Below are 21,171 nucleotides of genomic sequence, written 5' to 3' on the forward strand. Positions count from 1 at the left end.
CCCACCGAGGACCCACCATGCGCAAGCGCGACAACACGCTCAACACCGATCAGAAGGCACTCGCGGTCAACCTCGACAAATACAAGTACGGGGCGATCGTCGAGATCGGCGCCGGCCAGGAGGTGGCGCGCCGCTTCTTCCAGGTCGGCGCCGCCGCCGGCACCATCGCCAAGACCATGTCGGCCTACGACATGGCGGTCAGCGACGACATCTACGGCCATGTGGACCGCTACGTGAGCCGCGCCCGCCTGCTGCAGATGCTCGACAAGGAGTTCACCCAGGTCGTCGCCCGGCTGGCCCACCTGCGGCCGAAGAACACCACCTTCTTCGCCTACGCCGCCACCGTCACCGCGCGCAGCTTCAAGCAGAAGAACGAATGCCACGGCTGGGTCGGCATCCGCCTGCAGCTGCATCCGGGCGCCGAGCCGAGCGACATCGTCATGCACGTGCGCATGCTGGACAACGACAACGCACTGCAGTCGGAGGCCCTCGGCATCCTCGGCGTCAATCTCATCTACGGCGCCTTCTTCCACCACCAGAATCCGGAGTGGGTGGTCGAGGGCCTCGCCGACGGGCTCGGCTCCGAGCGCATCGAGGTCGATCTGATCCACTTCTCCGGCCCCTACTTCGAGGAGGTGGAGAACCGGCTGATGAACCTGCACCTGATCCGCAGCTGGCTGACGCGCGCGGTGGTCTTCAACCCGAAGGGCGAGGTGGTGGTGCCGGGCGAGCTCTTGTACCGCAAGCCGGTGATGGTGATGCGCGGCAGCTTCAAGCCGGTCACCCTGGTCAATGTGGACATGATGGCCGCCGGCCTGAAACAGTTCAGCCAGCTCGCCGCGGTGGACGACAACGAGATCGTCTCGCTCGCCGAGATCACCATGAACTCGCTGATCAGCGGCGACAACGTCGATGGCGCCGACTTCCTCGCCCGCATCGACCTGCTCTCCTCGCAGGGCTACACGGTGATGATCTCGGACTACGTGCGCTTCTTCCGCCTGCGCGCCTACCTGCGCCGCTACACCCAGAAGCCGATCGGCATCGTGCTGTCGGTGCGCGACTTCGCCTTCCTGTTCGACGAGAAGTACTACGAGGGCCTCGAGGGCGGCATCCTGGAAGCCTTCGGCAAGCTGTTCCCGGACAACACCCACGTTTACGTCTATCCCTCGCGTCCGCGCGGCACCGACGCTTCCGCCACCGTCACCCTCGACAACGTGCAGGTACCCGACAACCTGCGCCACCTGCTCGCCTTCCTGAAGGAAAACGACAAGCTCGTCGCCGTGCAGCCGCACGACGAAAGCCATCTGCACATCGACATCGCCGACGTGCTCGCCCGCCTGCGGCGCGGGCGCGGCGACTGGGAGGCCGAGGTGCCCGAAGCGGTCGCCGGGCGCATCATCGAGAGCCGCCTGCTCGGCTACGACACCGAGTGACGCGCCGCCGCGGGGTCCGCCCGCCAACGCGCCGCCCGCTCCGCCCGTGAGCCAGACGCCGAATCGAAACACGACGGCCGCCGCGCCCCACGCCGCAGACGCCGGACGCGTCCTCGCGGCGCTCGCCAGCAGCGCGCAGGGCCTCGCCGGGGAAGAGGCCGCGCGTCGGCTGGAGATCTTCGGACCCAACCGTCTCCCGGCGCCCGCGAAGGAGGGTCTCCTCCGGCGCTTCCTCAAGCACTTCAACGACGTGCTGATCTACGTGCTGCTGGCGGCCGCGGCAATCACGGCCGCGCTCGGCCACTGGATCGACACCGGCGTCATTCTCGGCGTGGTGGTCATCAACGCGATCATCGGCTTCGTCCAGGAAGGCAAGGCCGAGGCGGCGCTCGAGGGCATCCGCAAGATGCTGTCGGTGCACGCCCACGTTCGCCGCGACGGGCGCTGGCGCGCGATCGACGCCGACCAGCTCGTCCCCGGCGACGTCGTCCGCCTGCGCTCGGGCGACCGCGTCCCCGCCGACCTGCGCCTGTTCGAGGCCACCAACCTGCGCATCGAGGAATCCGCGCTCACCGGCGAATCGGTGCCGGCCGACAAGGGCACCGACGCGGTCGATGCCGATGCCGGCGTGGGCGACCGCCTGGGCATGGCCTTCTCCGGCACCCTTGTCGCCGCCGGCCGCGGCAGCGGCGTGGTGGTGGCCACCGGCGGCGATACCGAGCTCGGCCGCATCAACCGCCTGATCGCCGAGGTCGAGACCCTGCAGACCCCACTCACCCGCCAGATGGGGCGCTTCAGCAAGCTGCTGTCGATCGTCATCGTCGCGCTCGCGCTGCTGATGCTGGCGATCGGCGCCGGGGTGCACCGGCAGCCGCTCGCCGAAGTCTTCCTCGCCGCGATCGGCTTCGCGGTGGCGGCGATCCCCGAGGGCCTGCCCGCGATCCTCACCATCACGCTGGCGCTCGGCGTGCAGCGCATGGCGCAGCGCAACGCGATCACGCGCAAGCTGACCGCGGTCGAGACGCTCGGCTCGGTGACCGTGATCTGCTCGGACAAGACCGGGACGCTGACCCGGAACGAGATGACCGCGCGCCACGTCGTCACCCGCGGCGGCTTCTACGAAGTCAGCGGCACCGGCTACCGTCCCGAAGGCGAGATCACCCTGGAGGGCAAGGTCGCCGGCCTCGCGGACCACGGTCACCTGCACGCGCTGATCGAGGTGATCGCGGTCGCCAACGACACCCACCTCGCCGAGGAAGACGGCCAGTGGAAGGTCACCGGCGAGCCCACCGAGGGCGCGCTGCGCACCCTCGCCCACAAGGCCGGCTTCGACGCCGGCACCCACGAACGCCACGCCAGCATTCCCTTCGAGTCGGCCAACAAGTTCATGGCCACGCTCAACACCGCGCCCGGCGGGGTGCGCCGCATCCTGCTCAAGGGCGCGCCCGACCGCCTGCTCGACCGCTGCCACCTCGAGCTCGGCGCAACGGGCGGATTCGAGGCGCTCGACCGCGCCTTCTGGGAGGCGCAGATCGAGGCGCTGAGCGCCGAGGGCCTGCGCGTGCTCGCCGCCGCCACCCGCGAGGTGGGGCACGACAAGGACGCGCTGGCGCTCGAGGACCTCGAGGAGGACATGGTCTTCCTCGGCCTCATCGGCATCATCGACCCGCCGCGGCCGGAGGCGATCGACGCCATCCGCTCCTGCCACGCGGCCGGCATCCGCGTGAAGATGATCACCGGCGACCACGCCGGCACCGCGCGCGCAATCGGCATCGAGATGGGCCTCGGTACGGCGGGGTCGCTGAAGGTGATCACCGGCGCCGAGATCGAGGCCGCCAGCGACGAGGACCTGCAGCGGATCGTCCAGCACTGCGACATCTTTGCCCGCACCAGCCCCGAGCACAAGCTGCGCCTGGTCAAGGCCCTGCAGGCGCGTGGCGAGGTAGTGGCGATGACCGGCGACGGCGTCAATGACGCGCCTGCGCTCAAGCGCGCCGACGTCGGCGTGGCGATGGGCATCAAGGGCACCGAGGCCACCAAGGAAGCCGCCGAGATCGTGCTCGCCGACGACAACTTCTCCACCATCGAGCGCGCGATCGAGGAAGGCCGCACGATCTACGACAACCTGAGGAAGGCCATCCTCTTCATCCTGCCGACCAACGGCGCTCAGGGCCTCGTCATGCTCGCCGCGGTGGTTCTCGGCCTCACCCTGCCACTGACGCCGGTGCAGATCCTGTGGGTGAACATGGTGGTCGCGGTGACGCTGGCGCTCGCGCTCGCCTTCGAGCCGGCAGAACCGGGCGTCATGGAACGCCCACCGCGCAAGCCGGGCACCCCGATCATGGACGCGAGGATGCTCTGGCGGGTGGGTTCCGTTTCGCTGCTCATCGGCGGCGCCACCATCCTGTCCTTCGAGTACGCGCTCGCACAGGGGATGGAACTGGCCGCCGCGCGCACCCTCGCGGTCAATACGCTGGTGGTGGCGCAGGCCTGTTACCTGTTCAACAGCCGCTTCCTCACCGCGTCCAGCCTGGCGCCCGCGCGCATGCTGACCAACCCCGGCGCGATCGTCTCGGTCGCAACGCTCGGCCTGCTCCAGCTCGGCTTCGTCTACCTGCCGGTGATGAACGCCTGGTTCGGCACCACCCCGCTACCGCTCGATCATTGGGGCGCGCCGCTGGTGACCGGGGTGCTGGTGTTTCTCGTCATCGAGGGCGAGAAGGCCGCGCTGCGCAGGCCGCGGCGCTGACACCCGGCCGGCCCGCCGCGGCTCATCCGCTCCGGCCCGACACTTCCCGCCACCCCAGGCTGAGCCAGGCGCCGAGCAGGCCCGCGCCACCCAGCAGCGCGAGCGTGGCCTCAACCGACACGGTGGCGGCCACGCCGCCGATCACGCCGGAGAGCAAGAGCAGCAGGCCGATCACCGAATTGCTCACGGCAACGTAGTCGGTGCGGCGGTTGCCCTCGGCCATGTCCACCAGATAGGTCTTGCGGCCGAGTCGGACGCCGGCGTGCGCGATGCCCAGCCCGAAGAAGGCGAGCGGATAGAACCAGAGCGCGGCCCAGGCCGGCATCGGCAGCCACGACCACAGCGCCACGGCCAGGGTCAGCGCCCCCGCCAGCGCGCACGCTGCCGCGAACACCTTGCGGCTGGAACGGTCGGCCCAGCGCCCCCAGACCGGCGAGCTCAGCAGCCCGGCCAGTCCCTCGACGGCGATGAACACGCCGAGCAGGGCGAGCGCATCACCCAGCTCCGCCCGCGCTAGCGCCACGTAGAAGGGCGCCGCGAGGCCAGAGCCCATGGCGAGCGCGCGCGCAAGGACGAATGCGCGAAAGGGGCGATCGTCGCGCAGCAGGGCGAGGCGGGACACGGCCTCCACGATGCCGTTCGCCCCCCCCTCGGTGGCACCCGGCTGCTCGACGATGCGGCCGAACACCGCAGCCGCAGCCAGCCACAGCAGTGCGCCGCCCACCAGCAGCCCGGCGAACAGGACAGGCGAGCCCTCCCCCTGCAGGCCACCCAGCGCCAGGCCGACGCCGAGCGCCGCGAGCCCGGACAGCGCACTGATCCAGCCCGACAAGCGCCCGCGCCGCGTCTTCGGAATGGTCTTGCCCTGAACGTCCTTGTAGGCCACCGAGCACGCCCCGCGCGCGAGGCTGAACAGCACCAGCAGCCCCACCACCGCCGCGCCCGCCGGCGCGCCCTGCAGCGCCAGCGCCGCCCAGCCCATGGCGAGCAGGCACAGGCCCTGCAGCACGCCCCCCCAGACCCACACCCACTTGCGCACCGGCTGGCGGCGCACCACCGCACCGATCAGCATCTGCGGCAGCATCGAGCCCGACTCCCGGATCGGCACGAGCAGGCTCAGCATCCAGCCCGGCGCACCGAGTTGCAGCAGCAACCAGGGCAGCGTCGTCTTCGCGCTGGCGAGGCGGTCGGCGAGGCTGGAGAGCGTATTGGCGAGCAGCGTGCGGAAGAAGTTGCCGGGCGACTCCCGGCACGCCGCCTCGCTGATCGCCGCGCACACGCGTCCCTCGTCGTCCTCGGCGAGGCGCTCGTAAAGGCTTTCCATCCATTCGGGATGTCGCGGCATCGGCAATCTCCTGCACTCGCGGCGCCGCGCGGCGGCGCACGCAACGGCATTCCCTGATCATGCACACCGCGGCCACGCGGCCGCCGGATCATCTTAAACTGGCAGCTCAGCCGGCCCCAACCCCGTTCCGGGGCCCGTCCGCAGGCACCCTGCCCACGCACTTCGCGCAAGGCTCAGATGACCCAGGACCAACTGCTGATTCTCCTCATCCTGTCCATCGCCGTGGCGATGTTCCTCCATGGGCGCTGGCGGCACGACATGGTGGCGACCGGCGCCCTGCTCGCCTGCGTGCTCGCCGGCCTGATCCCGCCCCAGGAAGCCTTCTCCGGCTTTGCCCACCCGGCGGTGGTCACCGTGGCCTGCGTGCTCGTGCTCTCGCGCGGCCTGCAGGTCTCGGGCACGGTCGACGCGCTCGCCGCCAGACTGCTGCCGGCCAGGGCCGGCATCCTGCTCAGCCTCGCCGCGCTCGTCGGTCTGGGTGCGCTGCTCTCGGGCTTCATGAACAACGTCGGCGCGATGGCCCTGCTCATGCCGGTGGCGATGCAACTGGCCACGCGCCTCGAGCTCCCCCCCGGCAGGGTGCTGATGCCGCTCGCCTTCGGCACCATCCTCGGCGGCATGACGACCATGATCGGCACCCCGCCCAACCTGATCGTGTCCGGATTTCGCGCGCAGACGGGGGCGGGCAGCTTCGCCATGTTCGACTTCACGCCGATCGGCCTCGCCGTCGCGGTGGTCGGCACGCTGTTCATCGTGCTGCTCGGCTGGCGCCTGGTGCCCGCGCGCGAGAAGGCGAGCACCGAGGGCTTCGAGACCGGCGCCTACGTCACCGAGGTCCGCGTCGTGCCCGACAGCAAGGCGGCGGGGCTGTTCCTGCGCGAGATCGAGGCCCGCCTCGACGAGGCCGGCGCGCAGATCATCGGCCTGGTGCGCAACGAGGTGCGCATGACCGCCCCGCAGTCGAGCCGCAAGGTGCTGGCGGGCGACATCCTGGTCATCGAGGCCGATGTCGAGGCCCTGCCCGAAGTGCTGTCCACGCTTGGTCTCCAGCTTGAGGAGGCCGGCTCATCGCGCGCGGACGCGGCGCAGCAGGACGGGGAAGACGCGGAGCAGGACGGCCAGCACAAGGAGAAGGGCAAGGGGCCGCGAGACCCGCGTGACAAGGGGGAAACCGTGCTTGACGAGGGGACGCAGGAGGACGAAAAGGGCGCAGCCCGCGCCGACGCCGAGGTGACGCTGATGGAGCTGGTCGTTCGCCCCGAGGCCGTGCTGATCGGTCGCTCGGCCCGCGATCTGTCGCTGCGCACCCGCTACGGACTGAACCTGCTTGCCGTGTCGCGCAACGGCAACCGATCGAAGTCGCGCCTGAGGACGCTCAAGATCCAGGCTGGCGACCTGCTGCTGATGCAGGGCCCGCTCGAGGCGCTCACGGAGTTCGCCGCGGATTCGGGCTGCGTGCCCCTGGCCGAGCGCGAGTTGCGCATCCCCGACCGGCGCAAGGCGTGGACGGCCGGCGCGATCATGCTGTTCGCGGTCGGCGGCGCCGCGCTGGGCCTGCTGCCGGCGGCCATCTCCTTCGCGCTCGGCGTGCTCGCCTCGATGGCCCTGCGCACCATCCCGCTGCGCTCGGTCTACGAGAGCATCGACTGGCCGGTCATCGTGCTGCTCGCCGCGCTGATCCCGGTCGCGGGGGCGATGGAATCGAGCGGCACCGCCGACCTGATCGCGCATGCGCTGCTCGACGGCGTGGCGCAGGGCAACGCCATCTTCGCCCTCACCCTGGTGCTCATCGTCACCATGTTCCTGTCCGACCTGATGAACAACGCCGCCACTGCGGCCGTCATGTGCCCGATCGCGATCGGCACCGCCGCGGCGCTCGGCGTCAACGCGGACGCCTTCCTGATGGCGGTCGCGATCGGCGCCTCGTGCGCCTTCCTCACCCCCATCGGCCACCAGAACAACACCCTGATCCTCGGCCCCGGCGGCTTCGGCTTCGGGGACTACTGGCGGCTCGGCCTGCCGCTCGAAGTGCTCGTGGCAGCGGTCTCGATCCCGCTGCTCGTCCTCGTCTGGCCGCTCTGAGGAACACGCCATCGCCATGAGCAAGCACGCCACCGCCGACGCCCCGCCTCCGCCCCCCCCACTGTGGCGGATCGTTCCGACCGCGGACTACGAGGTCCCCGCCGACTCGCAGCCGGCCACGCTGCAGCGCCGCTGGCACGCGCTCGTCCATCTGCTGTTCGGCGAGGCCGATGACGACGCCCAGCCTGCCCGGGCCGAGGCCGACCTGCGCGCGCTGCCCCAGCTCCGCCTCGCCAATCTCGCGCCGCCGATCGACTGGGCACCGGCCGCACGCGCCCTGGATGCGCTGGAGACGCCGGACCGCGATCGGGCATCCCCGGTGCGGCTCTTCATCGGCCAGCCGTACTGCGAGCATGCGGCGATCCTCGCGCACTGGGCGCAGGAGCACGGCGCCGTCGTGATCCAGCCGCCCACCACCGGGCAGATTCTCGCCGGCGATCGACGCTGGCTCGACGAACTGGGGCCCTGCGCGGACCGCCCCTGGGTCCTGCCCGAGCTCGAGCGCTGCTTCCTGCGTCATGCCAGCGGACTGGATCTGGTCCGCGGCTTCCTCGCGCGCGCCCTGTCGGGGGCGCTCGGCCCCGGCCTGATCGGCTGCGACAGCTGGGCGCTGGCCTTCATCGAGCGCATCTCGCCCTTGCCCGGCACGCCCACGCTGACCCTGCAGGCCTTCGACGGCCTCGCCCTCACCCGCTATCTGATGCGCCCCGATCGCGGGCACGTTCGCTTCCTGAGCGCGCGCAGCGGCGAACCCCTGATGCCCGAGGACGCCGGCGACGGCGATGACCGTCAGGGCGCAGAAACCGCCTGCGCGGAACTGCGCCAGCTCGCCGCCCACTGCCGCGGCAACCCGGGCCTGGCCTGGCACTACTGGCGTGCGCGCCTGCGCGCGGCGCCCGAACGCGGACAGCAGTCGCATGCGGCGGACGGCCACCGCGACACGCCGGCCGCCGAGGACGGCCAGCGCCTTGCCGCAGCCGACGACGTGGTCTGGGTCGCTCCCGGCATCCGGACCCCCACGCTGCCGGCCGAGTCAGGCGAGGACGTGGCCTTCCTGCTCCACGCCCTGCTCCTGCACCGCGGACTGGAGGACGGCGTGCTCGCCGCGCTGCAGCCCATCCCGGAAGGGCGGCTGCAGTCTCACCTGCTCCGGCTGCAGGCGCTCGACCTGCTGGTACGCGACGGCGTGCGCTGGCAGGTGGCACCGCTCGCCTATCCGACGGTGCGCGAATTCCTGCGCAGCCGCAGCTACCTCACGGACGGTTTCCGACCATGACCGATGACGACCCCCGGCTTGCCCGCCTGTTCAACGAACTCGATCGCGGCGACTGGCTCGAGCTCGCGCTGATCCTCGCCGCAGCGATGGTGCTGATCCGCGTCGTGCAGCGCACCCTGCCCTGGATCGCCAACCGCCTGCACGGGCGCCCGCGCCATTACCTGCTGGCCTCGGTGCCCCTGCTGCGCCTGCTGCTGATCGGCATCGCCCTGGTGCTGATGCTGCCGATCCTGATCGAGCCCTCGATGCAGAACATGGTGGCGCTGCTCGGCGCCGCCGGCCTGGCGATCGGCTTCGCCCTCAAGGACTACGTCAGCAGCCTCATCGCCGGCGTGGTCTCGGCCTTCGAGCAGCCCTACCGACCCGGCGACTGGATCGAGCTCGACGGTCATTATGGCGAGGTCGTGCATGTGGGCATGCGCACCGTGGCGCTGGTCACCGCCGACGACGACACCATCACCGTCCCCCACCTCAAGCTGTGGTCCTCGGCAGTGCGCAACGCCAACAACGGCAGCCCGGTGCTGCAATGCGCGGCGCTCTTCCATGTACACCCGGAGCACGACGCACGCCGCGCGCGCGCGGCGCTCGAGGACGTGGCGATGACCAGCCCCTACCTGTACTTCGACGCCCCGGTCACGGTCGTCGTGCAGGAGCAGACCTGGGGCACCCAATACATGATCCGCGCCTACCCGGTCGATCCGCGCCAGCAGTTCCGCTTCGTTTCCGATCTCACGGTGCGCGGACGCGAGGCACTGTCCCGCGTCGGCGCCCGGCCGCTGCTGCCGCAGGTATCCTTGCGCGCATGAACGACGCCACGAAGAGTCCCGACGCCGGCGCGGACAACCGTCCGCGCTCGCTCAGCGAGCAGATCGTCAAGGCGCTCGCGGAAGGCCGCAACAAACGCGTGCGCAAGCTCGCGCAGCGCATGCACCCGGCCAAGATCGCCGCGCTGCTCGAGCGCCTGTCGCCGGCCCAGCGCCTCGCGCTCTGGCAGCAGGTCGGCGACCCGCTCGAGCAGCGCGTGCTCGGCCATCTGAGTGCCGAACTGCGTCCGACCCTGATGCGCGAGTCGCGCGAGGACGCCGAGCATGCGATCGACGCCGACGCCAGCGGCCGCCCGCCGGCAGAGCAGGCCGACGCCAGGAGCGAGCTGCAGGCGCTGATGGAGGCGCTCGAGGCCGGCAAGCTCAAGCGCGTCGGCAAGCTGCTTCATCGCATGCACCCGGCCAAGGTCGCCGGCCTGCTCGAGGCGCTGCCGCCGGCCGAACGCAGCCAGGCCTGGAGCATGGTGGAGACCGAACGCGCCGGCCGCGTGCTCAGCTTCCTGCACGACGAGATCAGCACCGCGCTGGCGCAGGAACTCGACCTCGACGACCTCATCGCCGCCGTCCAGCACCTCGAGCTCGACGACCTCGTCGATCTCATCCAGACCCTGCCGCAGGCGCTCGGCAGCCGGCTGGTGCTCGCCACGACCGGCGCGCGCCGGGAACAGCTCGAGTCGATGCTGTCCTACCCGGAGGAGTCCGCCGGCGGCCTGATGAACGCCGACGCCATCGAGGTGCGCGCCGACGTCAAGGCCGGCACCGTGCTGCGCTACCTGCGTCTGCTCGAGACCCTGCCGCCGCAGACCGACATGCTCATGGTGGTCGACCGCGGGGGGCACTACCAGGGCGCGCTGCGCCTGTCCGCGCTGGTCACCGCCAGCCTCGACACCCGGGTCGCGGCGCTGATGCAGACCGACATCGCCGGCATCGCGGTCGGCACCGACAGCCGCGAGGTCGCCCGCCTGTTCCAGGATCTCGACCTGATGTCGGCGCCGGTGGTCGATGATGCGGGGCGGCTGATCGGCCGCATCACCGTCGACGACGTGGTCGACCTTATCCGCGAGGACTCCGATCGCACGGTGATGCAGATGGCGGGCCTGGACGACGAGGCCGACATGTTCGCCCCGGTGCTGGTGAGCTCGCGCCGGCGCGCGGTCTGGCTGGGCATCAACCTGCTCACCGCCTTTCTCGCCGCCTGGGTGATCGGCCAGTTCCAGGGCACCCTCGAGCAGCTCGTCGCGCTCGCGGTGCTGATGCCGATCGTCGCCAGCATGGGCGGCATCGCCGGCAGCCAGACGCTCACCCTGGTCATCCGCGGCCTCGCCCTCGGCCAGGTGCAGAAGGGCAACGTGCGCGTGCTGCTCAACCGCGAGATCGGCGTCTCGATCCTCAACGGCCTGCTGTGGGCCGCGGTGGTGGCTGCGCTGGCGGTGGCTTGGTTCGGCGACTGGGGCATCGGCGGCGTGATCGCGGCGGCGATCCTGCTGAACCTGCTGTGCGCCGCGCTCGCCGGGCTGGCCATCCCGCTCATCCTCGAGCGCATGGGCATCGACCCCGCGCTCGCCGGCAGCGTGATCCTCACCACCGTGACCGACGTGGTCGGCTTCTTCGCCTTCCTCGGGCTGGCGACCGTGCTGCTGCTGTGAGCGCGCGACGCGCCCGCCCTTCCGGCCTGCCCAGGCTTCAACCCGACACCCAAGCGGAGCCCCCAATGAGCAAGCAAGAACCGATCGACATCGCCGCCTTTCGCGTCACCGGCGGCAGAAAGCTGGACCTCGCCGACTGGCCGACGAAGGTGGCGCCGTTCTACGCCGGCAAGACCGACTACAAGGACCGCCTCGAAGCCGGCACCGCGCGCCTGAGCGAGCTCCAGGAGCGGCTCTACGCCCACGACCGCTATTCCCTGCTGGTGATCTTCCAGGCCATGGACGCCGCCGGCAAGGACGGTGCCATCCGCCACGTCATGTCGGGGGTCAATCCGCAGGGCTGCCAGGTGTTCAGTTTCAAGCATCCGAGCGCCACCGAGCTCGATCACGACTTCCTGTGGCGCACCCACCTCGCGCTGCCCGAGCGCGGCCGCATCGGCATCTTCAACCGCTCGTACTACGAGGAGGTGCTGATCGTGCGCGTGCTACCCGAGATCCTGCAGGGGCAGAAGCTGCCCGCGGACACCCTGGCCGCAGCGGATTTCTGGGATGGCCGGCTGCGCTCGATCGCCGATGCCGAAGCCCATCTGCACCGCAACGGGACCCGCATCGTCAAGATCTTCCTGCACCTGTCCAAGGATGAGCAGCGCGACCGCCTGATCGCGCGCATCGACGATACCGAGAAGAACTGGAAATTCGACGAAGGCGACATCGAGCAGCGCCAGCACTGGGACGCGTACATGGCCGCCTACGCCGACTGCCTGGGCGCCACCGGCACGCCCGACAGCCCGTGGTACGTGGTGCCGGCCGACGACAAGAAGAACGCCCGCCTGATCGTGTCGCAGATCCTGGTCGACACCCTGGAGACGCTCGACCTGCGCTACCCGCCGACCAGCACCGAGCGCCGCGCGAAGCTGCTCGAGATCCGCCGTCAGCTCGCGGCCGGCGAGGTGTGAGCGGCGCCCTCGCGCACCGTCCACTCCACCACCTCGGCCGCCAGGCGGTCGCTGGCCACGCCAAAGGACTGCACCACGGCGGGTAGGGCGACATCGCTCGCCGGCGCGCGCGCCTCGAAGCTGCGGCTGGCGACGATGCGCCGCGAGGCCGTATGCACCAGGCGCGCGTCCAGGCGGACCACCGCCTCGGGGCGGCCGTCGCGGTACTCGCTCTGGAAGGCGCGCAGGTCGCTGTCGAGCTCGAAGTCGGCCTGCAGCTGGCGGTCGTCGCTGCTCAAGGCGGCCACCCGGCCGTCGGCGCGGAAGGCGTCGAGCAGGCGGTTGCGCACCAGCACCGGCGCGGGGTCGCTCCAGCCCGCACCCTTGTACACGCTCACCCGGTTGTGCTCGGGCACGACGACGATGCGCTGGCCCGAAAGGTGCACACCGGCCGCCGGACGTGCGATGCGCAGCGAACCCAGCGCCGCTTGCGCGTGGGCGCCGGGCGTCACCGCCGCCGGCAACAGATAGACGTCGACCGGCTCGCCCGTGGGCAGGATCGTGCACGCCTGCAGCAGCAGGGCGGCGCCGAACGCGGCCCCGAGCGCAGCCCGGCTGGCTGGGCGATTGGAGGGATTCATGGCGTGAACTCCTTGGTCGGTTCGAGGCCGAGCAGGTAGTCGGCGGGTCGGTCTTCGAGCTGGCGGGTGATCGCGCGCAGCGAGGCGAGCGTGGTGCGCAGCTCGGCCACCGCCGGACCGATCTCCGCCAGCCCGCGCATGCCGCCGTCGAGGTGCTCGCGATTGTCCGCCACCAGGCGCTCGACGCTCACCATCGCGCGCTCGAAGGCCTGCATCGAGGTGCGCGCGCTGTCGAGCGTCTGCGCACCCTGCGCCTCGACCAGGCGGCTGGCCGAGCCGAGCATGCGGGTGGCCTCGGCCAGCGCGGTGTTGGCGGTCCGGCTCGCCTGGGTGATCTCGCGCAGCGCCGCGCTCACGTCGTCGCGCTGCGACGCGAGCGCGGCGGTGGTCTGCTCCAGGTTCTCCAGCGTACGGCCGATGGTGGCGACGTTCTCGGGCGAGAACAGCGCACGCGCCTGCACCATCAGCTCGTTGACGTTGGTTACGGCGTCCTCGCCATCGGCGAGCAGGCGGCTGAACGGCGAGGGCGCGGCGATGATCTGCGGCACGCTGCCGTCCTCGGCCACCAGCTTGGTGCTGTTCGGGTCGTCACCGCTGGTGAGACGGATCATCGTCAGCCCGGTGATGCCGGCCGGCACCAGGCGCGCGCGCGTGTCGCTGCGCACCGGCGCCGAGCTGTCGACGCGCACGCGGGCGATCACGCGGTGGGCATCGTCCGGATCGAGACGCAGGCTGACGACGTCGCCGATCTTGATGCCGTTGAACTCCACCGTGCCGCCCTGGGAGAGCCCGGATACCGCCTCGCGGAACACGATGTCATAGACCTCGAACTGGCGGTCGGCGTCGCTCTTGCCGAGCCACAGCGTAAACAGCAAGGCGGCGCCGACGACGACGACGGTGAACAAGCCGATCAGCACGTGATGGGCGCGGGTTTCCATGTCAGGTTTCCTCCCTTGCTGCGGTCGCGGCCCGCGCGCCGGCCACCGCAGCGGCGGCGGCGCGGCCGCGCGGGCCGTGGAAGTATTCGCGGATCCAGGCGTCGTCGGTGGCGGCGACTTCGTCCAGGCCGGCATTGACCAGCACCTTCTTCTGCGCCAGCACGGCGACGCGGTCGGTGATGGTGTAGATGGTGTCGAGATCGTGGGTGACGATGAACACCGTGAGCCCGAGCGCATCGCGCAGGGTCAGGACGAGCTGGTCGAAGGCCGCGGCGCCGATCGGGTCGAGGCCGGCGGTGGGTTCGTCGAGGAAGAGGATGTCGGGATCGAGCGCGAGCGCGCGTGCCAGCGCCGCGCGCTTGACCATGCCGCCCGACAGGTCGGAGGGGAACTTGTCACCGGCGATCGCCGGCAGCCCGGCCAGCGCAATCTTGAGCGCGGCCAGCTCCGCCGCCTCGCGCCGCGACAGGCCGGCATGCTCGATCAGCGGCAGCGCCACGTTCTCGGTCACGGTCAGCGACGAGAACAGCGCGCCCTTCTGGAACAGCACGCCGAAGCGGCGCTCGACCGCCTTGCGGCGGGCGTCGGGCAGGCCCAGCAGGTCCTCGCCGAACACCCGCACGCTGCCCGCACGCGGCCTGTTCAGGCCGACGATGGTGCGCAGCAGCACCGACTTGCCGGTGCCCGAGCCGCCCACCACGCTGAGGATCTCGCCGCGACGCACGTCGAGATCGAGTTCGTCATGCACGACCTGGGCGCCGAACTGGTTGCGTACGCCGCGTACCTCGACGATGTTGTCTGCGGGCCTGGCGGCCGCATCCCTCACCGCGCTCACCACCCCATCTCCATGCAGAACAGCGCAGCGATCGCATCGACGACGATCACCACGAAGATCGACTGCACCACCGCCGAGGTCGTGTGCTCACCCACCGACTGCGCGCTGCCCTCGACACGGAAACCCTCCAGGCAGCCGATCACCGCGATCAGGAAGGCGAAGATCGGCGCCTTGGCCATGCCGACCCAGAAGTGGATGAGACCGACGTTGTCCTGGATGCGCGACAGGAACAGCACCGGCGAGATGTCGAGCTTCACCGCCGAGACCAGCATTCCGCCGACCAGCCCCGACAGCATCGCGACGAAGCTCAGGATCGGCAGCGCGATCAGCAGCGCATACACGCGCGGCAGCACGAGCAGCTCGACCGGGTCGAGGCCGAGCACGCGGATGGCGTCGATCTCCTCGTTGGCCCGCATCGAGCCGATCTGCGCGGTGAACGAGCTCGCGGTGCGGCCGGCAACGATGATCGCCGCCAGCATGACGCCGAACTCGCGCAGGAAGGAGTAGGCCACCAGCTCGACGGTGAAGATGCTGGCGCCGAAGCTTGCGAGCACGGTGGCGCCGAGAAACGCCACCACCGCGCCGACCAGGAAGGTGAGCAGGGCGATGATCGGCACCGCGTCGAGACCGGTGCGCTCGAGGCTGGCGACGAGCGCGGTGACACGCCAGCGCCTCGGCTGCACCGCCACCCGCAGCGCGGTCTCGAGGATCAGGCCGATGAAGCCGGTCAGTCCGGTGACATGGCGCCAGAACACCAGCATGGCGTGGCCGATCTGGGCAAGCAGGTCGCCGAGCGCGCTGCCGCCGCCGGCTGCCGGAACGCGCTCGCGGCCCTCGATCGCCTCTGCCACCGCCTTCAGCAGCGCGCGACGCTCGGACGGCAGTGCGCCGGGGTCGGCAAGCAGCGCCGCCACCCGCTCGGCCCCGAGCAACGCATGCAGCAGCCCCGCGCCCGCCGTGTCGAGCGCACCGAGCTGGCTGAGGTCGAGTCGCGTTGCGGCATCGAGGCGGGTGTGCAGGCCCGCGCCGCGCGCCCGCAGCGCCGCGTGGTGCGCCAGCGTCCAGTCGCCCGACACGCGCAACAGCGCACCGTCGTCGGCGATGACGAGTTCGGCGTCACCCGGACGGGGCGCGCGAGAATCGGCGTGTTCGGAATCCCTTGGCATGCATTGCGGCTCGGTCGGCGAGACGAGGATGGTACAACAGCGCTCGCTAGCGTTTGATGCACTGCAGCCAAAGGGCGCACAATTCATCCTGACGGAATCGGCCATTCAGCTGCGGCGCCGAAGGCCCGCAAGTTGCCAGCGGCGATGCACGGCAACATGCCGACGGCGTCCCGAGCGGCGTCATCCCGAGGTGACCTTCATGAACACGACACAACGCAGCCGGCTCGCCTGGTTGGGCGCCGGCGTTCTCGTCCTCGTCGCGGCCGCTGCCTGGCAGCTCCTCCGCCCCCCACCCGACGATGGCAGCTTCGTGCGCGGCAACGGCCGCATCGAGGCGACCGAGGTGGACGTCGCCGCCAAGGCGCCCGGCCGCGTGGACGCGATCCTGGTCAACGAGGGCGACTTCGTCTCCCGCGACGACGTGATCGCGCGCATGGACGTGAAGGCCCTGCAGGCGCAGCTCGCCCAGGCCCGGGCGGAGGTCGCCAACGCCAGCAGCGCCCGCGAGACCGCGCGCGCGCTGGTCGCCCAGCGCGAAGCCGACGTCGCGATGGCAGAGGCGGTGCTGGTGCAGCGCCGCGCCGAGCTCGACCTTGCGCGCAGCACCGCGGCGCGCTCGCGGGCGCTGCTCGCCGATCGCGCCACCTCGGCGCAGAAGGTGGAGGACGATGCCGCCCGCGCGCGCAGCGCCGAGGCCAACATCAGTGTGGCCCAGGCCCAGATCGCCGCCGCCCGCGCCGGCGTGCGCGCGGCCGAGGCGCAGGTGCAGCAGGCCGCAGCGGCGATCGGCGCCGCCGAGGCCGTGGTCGCCCGCCTGCAGACCGAGATCGCCGACAGCGAACTGCGTGCGCCGCGCAGCGGCCGCGTGCAGTACCGCGTGGTGCAGCCGGGCGAGGTGGTGGCCGGCGGCGGCAAGGTGGTGAGCCTGGTCGACGTCGGCGACGTCTACATGACCTTCTTCCTGCCCGAGAGGGCCGCCGGCAGGGTGGCGCTCGGCAGCGAGGTGCGCATCGTGCTGGACGCCGCCCAGCATCTCGTGATCCCCGCCAAGGTGTCCTACGTCGCCAGCGTCGCCCAGTTCACGCCCAAGACCGTGGAGACCCAGAGCGAGCGTCAGAAGATGGTGTTTCGCGTCAAGGCGCGCATCGACCCCGAGTTGCTGGCGAGGCACGCGGAGCAGGTCAAGACCGGCCTGCCCGGCGTGGCCCACCTGCGTCTGAACGCGCAGCGCGCGTGGCCGCCCGAGCTCGAGGTGAGGCTGCCGTGAGCGCCGGACGCGACGACGCGCCGCCGTGCGAGGCCGGGGACACGGGCGCACGGAGCACGCATGCCGCGCCACCGGTCGCCCGCCTCGTCGACGTCGATCACCGCTATGGCGACACGCGCGCCGCCGACGCGCTCACGCTGGACATCCCGGCCGGCCGCATGGTCGGCTTCATCGGCCCCGACGGCGTCGGCAAATCCACCTGGCTCGGCATCATCGCCGGTGCGCGCAGGATCCAGCGCGGCAGGGTGGAAGTGCTCGGTGGCGACATGGCGGACGTCCGCCACCGCGCCCGCGTCTGCCCGCGCATCGCCTACATGCCGCAGGGCCTGGGCAGGAACCTCTATCCCACGCTGTCGGTGTTCGAGAACATCGACTTCTTCGGCCGCCTGTTCGGCCAGCCCGCGGCCGAACGTCGGCAGCGCATCGACGCGCTGCTCGCCGCCACCGGCATGGCCGCCTTCGCCGACCGTCCGGCCAACAAGCTCTCGGGCGGCATGAAGCAGAAGCTCGGACTGTGCTGCGCGCTGATCCACGACCCCGACCTGCTGATCCTGGACGAGCCCACCACCGGCGTCGATCCGCTCTCGCGCCGGCAGTTCTGGCAACTGATCGACCGCATCCGTGCCGACCGTCCGCACATGAGCGTGCTGATCGCCACCGCCTACATGGAAGAGGCCGAGGGCTACGACTGGCTGGTGGCGGTCGATGCGGGCCGCGTGCTCGCCACCGGCACACCCGACGCGCTGCGCGCGGCCGGCGGCGCCGACACGCTCGAGGAGGCCTTCATCGCCCTGCTGCCCGAAGCCCGCCGCCGCGACCATCGCCGGCTGGAGATCCCGCCGATCGCGCGCGGAGAGGTGGTCATCGAGGCGCGCGGGCTGCAGATGCGGTTCGGCGATTTCGTCGCGGTGGATGACGTCAACCTCGCCGTGCGTCGCGGCGAGATCTTCGGCTTCCTCGGCTCCAACGGCTGCGGCAAATCGACCACCATGAAGATGCTCACCGGCCTGCTCGAGCCCAGCGCCGGCGAGGCCCTGCTGCTCGGGCGCCGGCTGGACGCGACCAACATCGAGACCCGTCGCCGCGTAGGCTACATGTCGCAGTCCTTCTCGCTCTACGGCGAGCTCTCGGTGCGGCAGAACCTCGACCTGCACGCGCGCCTGTTCGACCTGCCCACCGACGTAGCCGAGGCGCGCATCGCCGAGCTCGCGCGCCGCTTCGATCTCGCCCCGGTGATGGACGTCCAGCCCGACGCCCTGCCGTTGGGCATCCGCCAGCGCCTGCAGCTCGCGGTGGCGGTGCTGCACCGCCCCGACGTTCTCATCCTCGACGAGCCCACCTCGGGCGTCGATCCGGTGGCGCGCGACCACTTCTGGGAACTGATCGTCGACCTGTCGCGCAAGGACGGCGTGACCATCTTCATCACCACCCACTTCATGAACGAGGCCCAGCGCTGCGACCGCATCTCGCTGATGCACGCCGGTCGCATCCTCGCCAGCGACACGCCGGCCGCGCTCGCCGCGGCACGCGGGTGCGCACGCCTGGAGGACGCGTTCATCACCTATCTGGAGGAAGCGAGCGGCCTCGCGTCCGGCCCGGCAGTCGATGACGACCGGGCTCGCGCCTCCACAGGCCCCCGCGCCGGCGCCGGCACGCACCCGCGCGCGCCCGATGCCCCCTCGGCCCGTCGGGCCGAGCGCCTCGCACGCTTCAGCCTCGCCCGCCTGCTGAGTTTCTCGGCACGCGAGGCCACCGAGCTGCGGCGCGATCCGGTAAGGCTGACGCTGGCGCTGCTCGGCAGCCTGGTGCTGATGCTGGTGATGGGCTATGGCATCACCATGGACGTGGAAGACCTGCACTACGCGGTGCTCGACCACGACCGCAGCGTCGCCAGCCAGAGCTACACCCTGCGCATCGCCGGCTCGCGCTACTTCCTCGAGCAGGCCCCGCTCGAAGGCCACGCCGACCTCGACGCGCGCATGCGCGCGGGCAAGCTGGCGATGGCGATCGAGATCCCGCCCGGCTTCGGCCGCGACCTCGCGCGCGGCAAGGCACCGCAGATCGCCGTCTGGCTGGACGGTTCGATGCCCCTGCGCGCCGAACTCGCGCGCGCCTACGTCGGTGGCGTGCATGCACAGACGCTCGCCGACGTGATCGCCGAATCCGGCGCCGGCCCGGTGCGCGCGCTCGCCACCGTCGAGCCGCGCTACCGCTACAACCCCGAGCTGCTGAGCCTGGTCGCGATGGTGCCCAAGGTGATCCCGCTGCTGCTGGTGTTCATCCCCGCCATGCTCACGGCGCTGGGCGTGGTGCGCGAGAAGGAGCTCGGCTCCATCCTCAACGTCTACACCACGCCGGTGACCCGGCTCGAATTCCTCCTCGGCAAGCAGCTGCCCTATGTCGCGCTGTCGATGTTCAACTTCGCGCTGTTGTTCGCGCTCGCGATCACCTTGTTCCAGGTGCCGTTCAAGGGCAGCTTCCTCGCCCTCGCCGCCGGCGCCCTGCTCTACGTCACGGCCACCACCGGCCTCGGCCTGCTCGCCTCCACGCTCACCGGCAGCCAGGTCGCAGCGCTGGCCGGCACCTCGATCGGCACCCTGCTGCCGGCGATCCAGTTTTCCGGGCTGATGGACCCGGTGAGCGCGCTGGAAGGCGGCGGCTACTGGATCGGCGCGGTCTACCCGACCACGCACTTCCTCACCATCGCCAGCGGCACCTTCTCCAAGGCGCTCGGCTTCGCCGAGCTCGCCGGCTCCTTCGTGCCGCTCGCGCTCGCCATCCCCACCCTCACCCTGCTGTCGGCGCTGCTGCTGAAGAAGCAGGCCAAGTGAGCCCCGCCATGGCCTCCCATCCGCCCCGGACAGACGATCGCAGCCGCGCGCGCCCCCTGCGCAACATCTGGAACCTCGGCATCAAGGAGTTCCGCAGCCTCTCGCGCGACCTCGCCATGGTCTTCCTGATCGTGTTCATGTTCAGCGCCTCGATCTATGCCGACGCCCGCGCCAAGCCCGAGAGTCTCTCGCGCGCCTCGATCGCGGTGGTGGACGAGGACCGCTCGCAGCTCTCCGGGCGCATCATCGCGGCCCTGCAGCCGCCGCAGTTCCTGCCCCCCGAATACGTCGACCTGGCCGACATGGACCGCGGGCTGGACGCCGGCCGCCACACCTTCGTGCTCGACATCCCGCCCGACTTCCAGCGCGACGTCCTCGCCGGCCGCAGCCCGGCGCTGCAGCTCAACATCGACGCCACCCGCCAGAGCCAGGCGCAGACCGGCGCCGGCTATATCCAGAGCATCATCAACGACGAGGTGCGCGCCTTCGTGCAGCGCGTGCGCGCCCCGGCCCCGCAGCCGGTCGAGCTCGTCCCGCGCGCGATGTTCAACCCCAACCTGCAGGCGAGCTGGTTCGCGGCGATCAACGCGATCATCAACAACGTCACCATGCTCGGCATCCTGCTCACCGGCGCGGCCCTGATCCGCGAGCGCGAGCACGGCACCATCGAGCACCTGCTGGTGATGCCGGTGACGCCGCTCGAGATCATGCTGTCCAAGATCTGGTCGATGGGCGTGGTGGTGCTGGTGGCGTCCTCGTTTTCGCTGCAGGTGATGGTGAAGGGCGTGCTCGGCATCACGGTGGCCGGCTCGGCCGTGCTGTTCGGCGCCGGCACTCTGCTCTACCTCTTCGCCGCAGCCTCGATCGGCATCTACATGGGCACGATCGCGCGCAGCATGCCGCAGTTCGGGCTGATGTCCATCCTCGTGCTGCTGCCGCTGCAGATCCTCTCCGGCGGCGTCACCCCGCGCGAAAGCATGCCCGAGGCCATCCAGACCGTCATGGCGCTGACACCGACCACGCACTACGTGTCGCTCGCGCAGTCCATCCTGTTCCGCGGCGCGGGGCTCGAGATGGTGTGGCCAGCGTTCGCGATGGTGACGGCGATCGGCGCGCTGTTCCTCACGCTCGCCCACCACCGCCTGCGCCATACGATCGGGACGATGCAGAACTGAGTCCGGCCCGCCCGGAACATGGAGAAGC

15 protein-coding genes are annotated in these 21,171 nt (G+C 70.8%); 10 read left to right on the forward strand and 5 right to left on the reverse strand.

Annotated elements, in window-relative coordinates; genetic code table 11:
• Positions 1-17 precede the first annotated feature (17 nt).
• Together AAG895_RS15060 and AAG895_RS15065 are read left to right on the forward strand one after the other, a co-directional pair.
• Positions 18-1,433, forward strand: a complete 1,416-nt coding sequence (locus AAG895_RS15060; RefSeq protein WP_345792801.1) for a TonB-dependent receptor — start codon at positions 18-20, stop codon at positions 1,431-1,433.
• Positions 1,434-1,479: 46 nt separating this feature from the next.
• Positions 1,480-4,182, forward strand: coding sequence for a cation-transporting P-type ATPase (locus AAG895_RS15065; RefSeq protein WP_345792802.1), 2,703 nt, complete (start codon positions 1,480-1,482; stop codon positions 4,180-4,182).
• A 22-nt stretch (positions 4,183-4,204) separates the two neighbouring features.
• Here the strand turns inward: AAG895_RS15065 and AAG895_RS15070 are convergent, their stop codons facing one another.
• Positions 4,205-5,527, reverse strand: coding sequence for an MFS transporter (locus AAG895_RS15070; RefSeq protein WP_345792803.1), 1,323 nt, complete (start codon positions 5,525-5,527; stop codon positions 4,205-4,207).
• A gap of 177 nt (positions 5,528-5,704) precedes the next feature.
• Here AAG895_RS15070 and AAG895_RS15075 point away from each other — a divergent pair, with 177 nt between their 5' ends.
• The 5 genes from AAG895_RS15075 to AAG895_RS15095 all read left to right on the forward strand — a co-directional run bounded on the left by AAG895_RS15075 (position 5,705) and on the right by AAG895_RS15095 (position 12,311).
• Positions 5,705-7,609, forward strand: coding sequence for an SLC13 family permease (locus AAG895_RS15075; RefSeq protein WP_345792804.1), 1,905 nt, complete (start codon positions 5,705-5,707; stop codon positions 7,607-7,609).
• 16 nt (positions 7,610-7,625) lie between these two features.
• Positions 7,626-8,885, forward strand: a complete 1,260-nt coding sequence (locus AAG895_RS15080; protein WP_345792805.1) for a hypothetical protein — start codon at positions 7,626-7,628, stop codon at positions 8,883-8,885.
• The gene (locus AAG895_RS15085; RefSeq protein ID WP_345792806.1) at positions 8,882-9,691 is read left to right on the forward strand and encodes a mechanosensitive ion channel domain-containing protein; all 810 of its coding nucleotides are present in this window, start codon (positions 8,882-8,884) and stop codon (positions 9,689-9,691) included. Before AAG895_RS15080 ends, AAG895_RS15085 begins: the two co-directional genes overlap by 4 nt.
• Entirely contained in the window at positions 9,688-11,355 is a 1,668-nt protein-coding gene (gene mgtE / locus AAG895_RS15090) for a magnesium transporter (RefSeq protein WP_345792807.1), read from the forward strand. Before AAG895_RS15085 ends, mgtE begins: the two co-directional genes overlap by 4 nt.
• A 65-nt stretch (positions 11,356-11,420) precedes the next feature.
• On the forward strand, positions 11,421-12,311 hold the full coding sequence (locus AAG895_RS15095; RefSeq protein ID WP_345792808.1) for an ADP-polyphosphate phosphotransferase: 891 nt from the start codon (positions 11,421-11,423) through the stop codon (positions 12,309-12,311).
• On the opposite strand, the gene AAG895_RS15100 is transcribed toward AAG895_RS15095, so the two are convergent.
• Genes AAG895_RS15100 through AAG895_RS15115 form a run of 4 tightly spaced genes read right to left on the reverse strand, consistent with a single transcriptional unit; the run spans position 12,287 to position 15,870 of the window.
• Positions 12,287-12,931, reverse strand: a complete 645-nt coding sequence (locus AAG895_RS15100; protein ID WP_345792809.1) for an ABC-type transport auxiliary lipoprotein family protein — start codon at positions 12,929-12,931, stop codon at positions 12,287-12,289. The genes AAG895_RS15095 and AAG895_RS15100 overlap by 25 nt on opposite strands.
• The gene (locus AAG895_RS15105; protein ID WP_345792810.1) at positions 12,928-13,869 is read right to left on the reverse strand and encodes an MlaD family protein; all 942 of its coding nucleotides are present in this window, start codon (positions 13,867-13,869) and stop codon (positions 12,928-12,930) included. The genes AAG895_RS15100 and AAG895_RS15105 overlap by 4 nt, the downstream gene beginning before the upstream one ends.
• Position 13,870: 1 nt before the next feature.
• Positions 13,871-14,704 carry an ATP-binding cassette domain-containing protein gene (locus AAG895_RS15110; protein ID WP_345792811.1) on the reverse strand — a complete coding sequence of 278 codons (834 nt, stop codon included), beginning with the start codon at positions 14,702-14,704 and terminating at the stop codon, positions 13,871-13,873.
• The gene (locus AAG895_RS15115) at positions 14,701-15,870 is read right to left on the reverse strand and encodes an ABC transporter permease (RefSeq protein ID WP_345792812.1); all 1,170 of its coding nucleotides are present in this window, start codon (positions 15,868-15,870) and stop codon (positions 14,701-14,703) included. The genes AAG895_RS15110 and AAG895_RS15115 overlap by 4 nt, the downstream gene beginning before the upstream one ends.
• Positions 15,871-16,069: 199 nt before the next feature.
• On the opposite strand from AAG895_RS15115, the gene AAG895_RS15120 reads away from it, so the two are divergent.
• The 3 genes from AAG895_RS15120 to AAG895_RS15130 are packed head-to-tail and all read left to right on the forward strand — an operon-like array spanning position 16,070 to position 21,143.
• Positions 16,070-17,137: an HlyD family efflux transporter periplasmic adaptor subunit gene (locus tag AAG895_RS15120; RefSeq protein WP_345792813.1), complete on the forward strand. Its 1,068-nt coding sequence runs from the start codon at positions 16,070-16,072 to the stop codon at positions 17,135-17,137.
• Positions 17,134-19,968: a ribosome-associated ATPase/putative transporter RbbA gene (rbbA, locus tag AAG895_RS15125; protein ID WP_345792814.1), complete on the forward strand. Its 2,835-nt coding sequence runs from the start codon at positions 17,134-17,136 to the stop codon at positions 19,966-19,968. The genes AAG895_RS15120 and rbbA overlap by 4 nt, the downstream gene beginning before the upstream one ends.
• 8 nt (positions 19,969-19,976) lie before the next feature.
• Positions 19,977-21,143, forward strand: coding sequence for an ABC transporter permease (locus tag AAG895_RS15130; RefSeq protein ID WP_345792815.1), 1,167 nt, complete (start codon positions 19,977-19,979; stop codon positions 21,141-21,143).
• The last annotated feature ends 28 nt before the right edge of the window (positions 21,144-21,171 follow it).

This window comes from Thauera sp. JM12B12, assembly GCF_039614725.1.
Lineage (GTDB): Bacteria > Pseudomonadota > Gammaproteobacteria > Burkholderiales > Rhodocyclaceae > Thauera.